The following is a 1,756-nucleotide window of genomic DNA, read 5'->3' as shown; positions in this document are numbered from 1 at the left end:
GGCGTGCGGCTGAGGTCGTCCAGCTTCTCCGCGGCTCCGGCCAGGGCCGCCGCGATGCGCTCGGACAGGCCCAAACCCCGGTCCAGCTTGACCAGGAAGCGGTCCCAGGCCGTCTCCAGGGTGGCGGAGGCCCGCTCGATGGTGAGCGGCATGGCCTCGAACAGCCGGTCGGCCTCGTCCCCCGCCTCCGCCAGGGCGTCGAACACCCGGCGCGCGGTCAGCTCGCCGGCCGCGCCCATCTCGCGCAACCGGCCGATACTGACGCCGAGGTTCTCGGCCAGGGCCTTCGCCAGCAGCGGCATGTTCTCCAGGATCGACCGCAGCTCGTCGCCTTGGAGGCGGCCGGACGCGAGCGCCTGGGCGAGCTGTTGCGCGCCGGCGCTGACCTCGGCCGTGCTGGCGCCGGAGACAATGCCGAACTTCTGCACCGTCTCGACCAGGGCGGCGACCTCGTCGCGGGTGGCGCCGATGGCCTGAGCCGCGATGTTGAAGCGGACGAAGGCGCCCACCGTGTCGTCCAGGGCCGCGCCGGTGTCCAGGGCGGCGGCGTAGAGCTGTCCATAGGTATCGGTCGCGGCCGCGAGACTGCCGGTCGCGGCGCGCAACCGCCCGGTGGCGGCGGTGTAGGCGTCGCCGGCCCGGGCGATGGCGGCGGCCGCCAGCCCACCCGCGACGGCCGCCGCGCCGAGGGCCAGACCGACCGGTCCGATGGCGCGCGCCACCGTGGCCAGGGGGCCGGGCAGGCGGGCCGCGGCGTCGTCCAGCACATCCAGCCCCACGGCGGACATGCGGGCCCTGGTCCCCAGCAGGTCCAGCGGGCGCGTGGCCCGCTCGAACGCATCGCCGGCCCGTTTGACCTGCTGGCCGACGTCCTTGGCCTCGTCGCCCAGATCGTCCAGGCGCTGGCCGGTCTCCGTGGCCTCGTCGCCGAGCGCGTCGAGGTCGCGGGCGGTCTCCCGCGCCTCCGTGCCGGCGCTCTGGGCGCTCTGCCGCCATGTCTCCAGGTCCTCTTGCGAGACCTGGAACTTCTGCTGGAAGTCGCTCGTCTCGGCCGTCAGCGAGACCGAGACGGTCTGATGCGCCGGGCCGCTCATGTCCGGACCTCCGCGCCGCCCGCCCGCGATTGTGCCGACAGTCTATGCGGGATACCATCAGGGAAGACCCAACCAATCCTCCACCCGAGGAGGCCGCCATGATCCGCCGTACCCTGGCCGCGCTGCTGGTCCTGATCGTCAGCGCCGGCGGCGCTGGCATGGCCCACGCCGACGGCCTGGGCATCACCCGGGCGGAGGCGGTGGCGTTCTTCGCCCGCCAGGACCTGACCCTGGCGCCCGCCGGCACGGTGGACGACATGGAGCGGTGGATGTCCGAGGATGGGGTGATGGTGCTCGCCGAGCTGCTGGGGCCGGAAGACGATCTGGCCGCTATCGGCTACAGCACGTTCTTCCTCGACCGCGATAGACCTCTCAGTTCCGTGGACCGACGCCGACTGGATAAGGCCATGGTGGCGCTGCGCGATACCATGGCCTTCGTCGTGCCCGGCTGGGATCACGCCGGCCCTTGGGTGGGTCTGGCGCTCCAGGAGAGCCTGGCCGGGCAGACGTCGACCATCACGGTCGACGGCCGGACCGTGTCCCTGGTCTGGGACCGGCTGTTCGGTGCGATCCGGCTGCGCATAACGCCGGGTGGCTGAAGCGCGGCGGACCGTCCGGGGGGCATCACCGGCCATCGGCGCCTCCGTGGCGGCCGCGCCGGC

General features: G+C 73.3%; 2 protein-coding genes. One reads left to right on the top strand and one right to left on the bottom strand.

Annotated elements, in window-relative coordinates; genetic code table 11:
- On the bottom strand, positions 1-1,094 hold a 1,094-nt coding region (locus GGD88_RS19240), incomplete at its 3' end, for a tape measure protein (RefSeq protein ID WP_184438242.1).
- Positions 1,095-1,192: 98 nt separating this feature from the next.
- Here GGD88_RS19240 and GGD88_RS18365 point away from each other — a divergent pair.
- Positions 1,193-1,693, top strand: a complete 501-nt coding sequence (locus tag GGD88_RS18365) for a hypothetical protein (protein WP_184438239.1) — start codon at positions 1,193-1,195, stop codon at positions 1,691-1,693.
- Positions 1,694-1,756 lie beyond the last annotated feature (63 nt).

The sequence above is a fragment of the Roseospira goensis genome, assembly GCF_014197795.1.
Classification (GTDB): domain Bacteria; phylum Pseudomonadota; class Alphaproteobacteria; order Rhodospirillales; family Rhodospirillaceae; genus Rhodospira; species Rhodospira goensis.
The sequence above is the reverse complement of the archived record's forward strand: the minus strand, read 5'-3'. Positions and strand labels throughout refer to the sequence as shown.